Origin of the sequence: uncultured Sphingomonas sp. (assembly GCF_964237335.1) — a bacterium.
Lineage (GTDB): Bacteria > Pseudomonadota > Alphaproteobacteria > Sphingomonadales > Sphingomonadaceae > Sphingomonas.
Genome location: NZ_CAXSHM010000073.1, coordinates 1 through 6,660 on the forward strand (window position 1 = coordinate 1; position 6,660 = coordinate 6,660).

Sequence of the window (6,660 nt, forward strand, 5' to 3'; positions counted from 1 at the left end):
ATGGCGGCGTAATGTTCAACCGCCCGCCCACACACGGAAATCCTGACAGTCCCCGAAATCGACGCCATCGCGGCACCCGCTGCAGATTTTGCGCATCTCCATGACGCTGATATGCCCGGAAAGTCTTAAACGCCCATCAAACCAGGACTTACTTAGATCAAGATCGATTTCGCTCCGACTATGCGGATCCGCACTGCAATCAGGGTCGGAGATACTCGCGGCGTGCGCTTCGTTTGCGTGGCCCAAACGCTGAGGCCGATGCGAGCTGGTTCAACGATGGGCACCTCCCTTCCAGCAAGATGCCGGACGGAATACCTGATGGTGACGTAATCGATCAGTTGCGGCCCGATCCGGGTGGCGAGCGTTTGTTCTCGCGGCACAGGGCAACCAACGTGCTGCGATCACGCCGCCTGCACCTGTTCCCCACAAACCAGGAGATAATCATGGCCGATCCGAACACAGGCATGGCGCCGGCGAGCCTCAGCGATCTGCCAATCCTGCCGACCGGCTCAGGCGTTGCCGACCTTGAGGTCGCCTACGAGCAGATGAAGCTCGCCGACGACGCCGACGACGCCGAGTCCACGATGATGGCGGGCGTCGAAGCCGATGACACAGCTTACGATCCAGCCATGACGCCCACTGAAGAGGGTAGCGATACCGCAGAGAGCGCAGCACATCCCAGCTAAGTTGGCATGAGGTGCTCGACCTGCTGACGAAGTGTTGCGTGAACACTGGTCGTGTGTCTACCGGGCGTCATCCAAACGGAGGATCGTATGGCACTGAAAGACATGTTCGCGTTCGTGAAAGAAGGGCTGGAAGAGCAGTTCAACACCAAGCCGCGTGATCCCGTCGCTGCGCGCAAGCCGCTGCTCAAGGGCATCGACTCGACCCTCGACCAGTTCACCAACGGCCGGACTCGTGTTCCGAACAAGTGGTGGGTGGTCAACAACGGCGTCGTGGCGTTCAGCCCCAAGCTGAAGGGGACGCCGCTGGTGCTCAACGGCAGCACGACCAGCCACGTCGAGAGCGTAGACTTCCCGGCATTCCTGGCGGCGTTCCGTCACGCGGTCGACGAAGGCGAGCTGGACGGCGAGATCGCCGCCATCGAGAGTGGCGCGTCGGTCGCCGGCCACAGCGTCGCGATCGAGAAGCCCAAGCGGTCGAGTGGGATCAGTCCGGAAGCAGCGCGCCTACGCGGGCAGAAAGCGGCTGAGAGCCGCGCACGCAACAAAGCGGCGCACGAGACGGCAGGTAACACCTGATCCGGTGGGCGACCGGGCTGAGGCCCCGGGTCGCCAATCAATGAGACGGTCCATCGCCGGACGCTACCCGCAGCAGCGCTTGGACTTCTTTCCCGAGCCGCAACGACAAGGGTCGTTGCGGCTAACCTTGACGGGCTGTGCAGCGCTTTGTGCGGCGCTGTCATGCGCAGTGACCCCGCCGCGCAGGCGCGCCGCATGCAGCCGCAGCACCAGCTCGGCGACGTCAGTGGGCGCTTCGTCATGCACCGTGTCCAGCTGAACGCTGTCGAGCTCGCTCTGGCCGCCGGCCACCGCGATGAGTAGCGACAAGCACGAAAGCGCGTCGGCCGCATCCTGGTCGTTGCCGTCAGCCAGCGCCGCCCATTCGTCGGGCCGCAGGTCCATGGCCTGCGCGAACCCGTCGATCCAGAACTCCCACAGCGTCTCGCCGTTACGCTCGTCAGTGTCGAAGATCGGCTTGAGCCTGCCGCGACCAAGATCGCGTACGATCTCATTGTACCGCGCGAGCACCGCGTCTGCGAACCACTGCAGATCGGCGGGATCGTCGAACGGCGCCGATTCCATTGCCTCGCTTCCCCATACGACCGGCAGCCACTCGGCAGGCATGATGAGTTCGGGGCAGACCAGGATACCGGTCAGGAACCCGTCCAGCTCGGTCAGCAGCATGGGTTCGTCGAGCGGCAGGCTGGCGAGTGCCTCGTCGAGACGGCGAAATCGCGAGGGGAGCGGCTTCACGCGGGCGGGTAAAGGTAGCAGCCGGTCACGGCCAGCACCCTACAGAACTATAATCGCGCCGACCAGCGACCGGGTCACTCTCACCGGCAGCAGCGTGACCGCTCGCTCACACCATCAGGCAGGACTAAGCGGCTGCATCTGGCGGCCACCGGACAGTATTGAGACGACCCATAAAGCGACATTTAGAGGCTTTCGGCCCGTTACCGACTCCAGCCGCTTGTTCATATTGGCTAAAGAGCAATACAAGCCGCTCCCGGTTCCGGTACCAAACGAAGAAAGTGAGGTGTTTCTGCCGTTTGAACCCGTGACCTCGGGCCTACGCCGAATAGGTCAAAGCGGACGCTACGCTGTACCCGGTCGGGGCGGTTCCAAGACCAGTTGCCCGAATACGGCAGCCAATTCCGCGGGTAGGTATGGCTTCCTGAGCATGGGTCTGCCTTCGAACTCAACACGATCGCCGTGGCCGCTGTAGCCCGTGGAGAATGCAAACGGGATGCCGCGCTGTGCCAGCCTATCGGCGATCGGATAGCTCTTCTCGCCACCCAGATTGACGTCGATCATCGCCGCATGGAAGTTTTGATCGGCAAGCAGCGCGAGCGCCTCGGGGACGGTGGCGGCGGTGCTGATCGTGGTGCAGCCGAGATCCTCAAGCGCCAGCTCGATGTTCATCAGGACGAGCATCTCGTCCTCGACGATCAGGATCCGGCACCCAGCGAGCATGTCGGTCATGCATCCACCTCGGCAGGCAAAGGGAAATCGATCGTACAGATCACTCCCTGCAGCTGGTAATCGAGTGCCACCCTGCCGCTCAGCTCGTGCGCCAGCCCGCGCTCGATGACCCACGAGCCGAATCCCTTGTGGGTCGGCTGGGCCACCGGGGGACCGTCACGCTCCCGCCATCGTAGCTCGAGACGTTCCCCGCCCGCCGCCCGCGAAACCGTCCAGTCGATCGCGATCGTGCCGGCGTCGTTGGAAAAGGCGCCGTATTTGACGGCGTTGGTGGCGAGTTCGTGCAGTGCGATCGCGATCGACAGGGTAGCGTTCGGCGCCAGATGCACGTTGTCCCCAATGATCGTGAAGCGTTCGGCACGCCCGGCGACCACTTGGAACGGGTGCAACGCGGTGTCGACTAGGTCGTGCAGGCCCGCCCCCTCCCAGTTGCCGCTGGTGAGCAGGTCGTGCGAACGCGACAACGCCATGATGCGCGACTCGATAGCCTCCCGGATGGCGGCGGGCTCCGCCGGACGGCGCAGCGCCTGGGTCACAATCGACTGTACCGTCGACAGCGTGTTCTTCACTCGGTGATTGAGTTCGTCGATCAGCATCCGGCACCGCGCGCTCTCCTGCCGGTGTCTGGTGAGATCGACGAACGACACGAACTGCTGAACGACCGTGCCGCCGTCGTCGCATACGGGGCTGACGAACACCGACGCCCAGAACTCGCTCCCGTTCTTTCGTCTGTAGTGGATCTCCGGTTCGTGCTCGCACTCGCCGCGAAACGCCGCCTCGACGAGGGGCATGCCTTCCGGGTCGGCACCGACCGCCAGCAGCGACTGGAAGCTCTTGGCGAGGACTTCCTCACGCACATACCCCGTCAGCTTGAGAAAGGCGTCGTTCGCAAAAATGACCGGATGACCCGGCTCCTCGTCGACGAACACCATCGGCATACGTGTCTTCTCGGCGGCCACGACGAAGGGTCCGAGATCCTGTCGGAACGTGTCGACCGAGGCCTCGCCTTCCTCCTGTGCATGCGACTTTGGCGTTACTTCCGTCATTGCGGGTCTCGACCAATCTTGCGTCCATGCCGATCAACGCATCGGCGACGGTTGCGGGTCAGACACGGGCCGGGGCTATTACGACGTCCGCGCGTGGGTGTGCCCGACACGGCTCTACTGTGGGCTAGCTAAGCCGTTCATCAAAGTAGCAGAAGCCGGATGATCATGACCCGGATACGCTCATTCCCGGCGGCTTGCCGCCGTTCTCAATCCGGTCGGCTGTCCAGCTTGCACCACGCGCATGCGACACTGACTGGGATTTAGCCGAACGGGTCAATCCTTGCGGTTGGCCGCCCATGCCAAAGCGGCGGCGAGACCCGCCAGCCCGGCTGTCACGCCGACGATTGCAGCCTTGCGCCGTCGTTCGGGGTGTCGCCTCCCCCCGTCTGAGCCACTTGCGCTGGCGGGAGGATCGAAGAGGGTACCTGACGTGTCCTCGCCCAGCTCGGCGTGACCGGACCAGACATCCATGAAACCGCTCAGTGTCGCGGCACCGAGGTTGGGCATGGCGAACTGCGCGAGCTTCAGCGCAATGGCTGGTACGCCCACGACGGTCATGTTGCGCGGGCGCTGTGCGAGCCGCACGACCGCCTTCGCCACCGTCTCCGGTGCCAACGAACCAGGCGGAAGGGAGAGCTTGGCGCCGGTGTAGTTGCCGGCGTGATCGACACCAGGCGTGTCTACGAAGGTCGGGAACACGTCGCACACATGGATCTGGGACTTTTTCGACAACTCGCCTCTGAGCGCCTCGCTGAACCCGCGTAGCCCAAACTTGCTGGCCGAGTAGGCCGCCGCGTAGGGCGTCGCGACGAAACCGCCGACCGAGATCATGTTCACCCACGTGCCCCGGTTCTGCGCCAGGAAGACGGGCAGTACGGCGTGAGCGTCGTTCATGTGGCTAACGAGATTAGCTTCGATCACGCGTAGATGGTCAGCAATCGGCACGTCCTCGTAACGGCCGACCACGCCGACGCCAACACAGCTGAACCAAAGGTCGATGCCGCCCAGTAAATCGCGAGCATCTGAAGCCAGCTTGGCGACCGCTGCAGCATCGGTAGTGTCGACTTGGCGGATATCGGCCGAGCCACCGGCATCGCGGCAATGCTGCGCAATGTCCTTCAAGCCCGGCTCCCCGCGAGCAGCGAGTAGAAGGCGAGCTCCCGTTTTGGCAAATGCGATCGCGGTGGCGGCACCAATACCGCTGGACGCCCCGGTGATGACAACGCGCGACGTGCTATTGTTCATGCTCAAGGATCCTTTGCTGCGAACACTCTGACGCGCCGGACGGAGCGATCGTTCCGCTCGATCGGACAGCAGAATGCGGCGTTATGGAAGCTAGAAGACCCACTTGCGGCCGTTCAGCGGGTCATTGTCGTTCCCCAACTTCCGACGTTTGTTCAGCTCGCGTCCGAGCCGTTCAGTGACCGCCGCGGCTGTAGATGATCGGATGCGATATGGGCTGCGGTAGGCGCTCATCCTCAGTCCTTCGGGAGCAAGCCGGCGCTCGCGCGTTGTAGCTCTTGCCTCGTTTGGGGTCTCGTCGCTCCAACGGAGGATCATCTCTTGTCCGCCCCATCTGCCAGCCGCGTCCTGCAACCCGTCACGATTGGCGATCTGCAACTCAAGAACCGCATCGTCATGGCGCCGCTGACACGCAGCCGCTCGAACGACGACGGTGTGCCGCCCGGCTTCGCCGCTGATTACTATGGCCAGCGTGCCGACGCTGGCCTCATCATCACCGAGGCGACCAACATCTCGGCCCAGGCACGCGGCTATGCTATGACGCCCGGCATATGGTCGGAGGCGCAGGTCGCGGCATGGCGTCCGATCGTCGAGGCCGTGCATCGGCGCGGCGCGTTGATCTTCCTTCAGCTCTGGCACACCGGCCGCATCTCGCATCCTGATCTGCACGGAGGCGCGCTTCCCGTCGCGCCATCCGCCATAGCGGCAGAAGGACAGGCGTTCACCAACGACGGCCTCAAGGATTTCGTCACCCCGCGTGCGCTCGAGACCGACGAGATGCCGGGCATCGTCGAGGATTACCGCCATGCCGCCCAGCAGGCGAAGGCAGCCGGCTTTGACGGCGTCGAAGTTCATGCCGCGAACAACTACCTTCTCGAGCAGTTCATCCGCGACAGCACTAACCGGCGCACGGACATCTATGGCGGATCAATCGAGAACCGCCTGCGCTTTCCGCTCGACGTGGTGCGTGCCGTGGTTGGAGTCTGGGGCGCGAAGCGGGTCGGCATCCGCATCTCGCCGGCAACCACCGAGCCCGGCAAGACGCCGCTCGACAGCCAGCCCGGGCAGACGTTTGATGCGTTCGTAGACGCGCTGTCCGAGATCGGCCTGCTCTACATCCACGACATCGAAGGCGTGACCCAGCAGACGCGCGACGTGCCCGATGGCATTGACTTTCAGGAGCTGCGCAAGCGCTTCGCCGGTGCCTACGTCGCCAACAACCAGTACACGCTCGATCTCGCCGAAGAGACGCTGGCCAACGGCGACGCCGATCTGTTTAGCTTCGGCCGGCCGTTTCTCGCCAATCCCGATCTCGTCGAGCGCCTGCGTACCGGGGCCCCGCTTGCCGAAGCGCCGAAGCAATATTGGTACGGTGGTGGTTCGGTCGGCTACTCCGACTGGCCGGCGATGAGCGGGCCGGTCAGCCTCGAGTAGGGCGATGTCCACGAGATACCCGAGCCCGTTCCGCGATTAGGGACGTTGTCCCGGCTCAGTCGCTTTTCCGAATCCGGTGGAGCTCCTGCTCACATGGAGAAGAAACATGCGCGCACTCTGCTGGCACGGTAAAGGCGACGTCCGCGTCGACACCGTCGCGGACCCCGAGATCAAACATCCACGCGACGCGATCATCAAGGTGACCGCCTGCG

7 protein-coding genes are annotated in these 6,660 nt (G+C 63.6%); 3 read left to right on the plus strand and 4 right to left on the minus strand.

What is annotated here, in order from left to right; translation table 11 throughout:
- Positions 1 to 443: 443 nt before the first annotated feature.
- Both ACFE65_RS17225 and ACFE65_RS17230 read left to right on the plus strand, forming a co-directional pair.
- On the plus strand, positions 444 to 686 hold the full coding sequence (locus ACFE65_RS17225) for a hypothetical protein (RefSeq protein WP_375383588.1): 243 nt from the start codon (positions 444 to 446) through the stop codon (positions 684 to 686).
- An 87-nt stretch (positions 687 to 773) separates the two neighbouring features.
- On the plus strand, positions 774 to 1,262 hold the full coding sequence (locus tag ACFE65_RS17230) for a hypothetical protein (RefSeq protein WP_375383589.1): 489 nt from the start codon (positions 774 to 776) through the stop codon (positions 1,260 to 1,262).
- 63 nt (positions 1,263 to 1,325) lie between these two features.
- On the opposite strand, the gene ACFE65_RS17235 is transcribed toward ACFE65_RS17230, so the two are convergent.
- The 4 genes from ACFE65_RS17235 to ACFE65_RS17250 all read right to left on the minus strand — a co-directional run bounded on the left by ACFE65_RS17235 (position 1,326) and on the right by ACFE65_RS17250 (position 5,017).
- Entirely contained in the window at positions 1,326 to 1,997 is a 672-nt protein-coding gene (locus ACFE65_RS17235; RefSeq protein ID WP_375383590.1) for a UPF0149 family protein, read from the minus strand.
- Positions 1,998 to 2,339: 342 nt separating this feature from the next.
- Positions 2,340 to 2,726, minus strand: coding sequence for a response regulator (locus ACFE65_RS17240; protein ID WP_375383591.1), 387 nt, complete (start codon positions 2,724 to 2,726; stop codon positions 2,340 to 2,342).
- Positions 2,723 to 3,772, minus strand: a complete 1,050-nt coding sequence (locus ACFE65_RS17245) for an HWE histidine kinase domain-containing protein (protein ID WP_375383592.1) — start codon at positions 3,770 to 3,772, stop codon at positions 2,723 to 2,725. Before ACFE65_RS17245 ends, ACFE65_RS17240 begins: the two co-directional genes overlap by 4 nt.
- 273 nt (positions 3,773 to 4,045) lie before the next feature.
- On the minus strand, positions 4,046 to 5,017 hold the full coding sequence (locus ACFE65_RS17250; RefSeq protein WP_375383593.1) for an SDR family oxidoreductase: 972 nt from the start codon (positions 5,015 to 5,017) through the stop codon (positions 4,046 to 4,048).
- A 318-nt stretch (positions 5,018 to 5,335) separates the two neighbouring features.
- Here ACFE65_RS17250 and ACFE65_RS17255 point away from each other — a divergent pair, with 318 nt between their 5' ends.
- Entirely contained in the window at positions 5,336 to 6,448 is a 1,113-nt protein-coding gene (locus ACFE65_RS17255) for an alkene reductase (RefSeq protein ID WP_375383594.1), read from the plus strand.
- The last annotated feature ends 212 nt before the right edge of the window (positions 6,449 to 6,660 follow it).

Coding starts and splice junctions, on each gene's coding strand:
- ACFE65_RS17225 (WP_375383588.1), top strand. CDS start 444: ATGGCCGATCCGAACACAGGCATGGCGCCGGCGAGCCTCAGCGATCTG.
- ACFE65_RS17250 (WP_375383593.1), bottom strand. CDS start 5,017: ATGAACAATAGCACGTCGCGCGTTGTCATCACCGGGGCGTCCAGCGGT.
- ACFE65_RS17240 (WP_375383591.1), bottom strand. CDS start 2,726: ATGACCGACATGCTCGCTGGGTGCCGGATCCTGATCGTCGAGGACGAG.
- ACFE65_RS17245 (WP_375383592.1), bottom strand. CDS start 3,772: ATGACGGAAGTAACGCCAAAGTCGCATGCACAGGAGGAAGGCGAGGCC.
- ACFE65_RS17230 (WP_375383589.1), top strand. CDS start 774: ATGGCACTGAAAGACATGTTCGCGTTCGTGAAAGAAGGGCTGGAAGAG.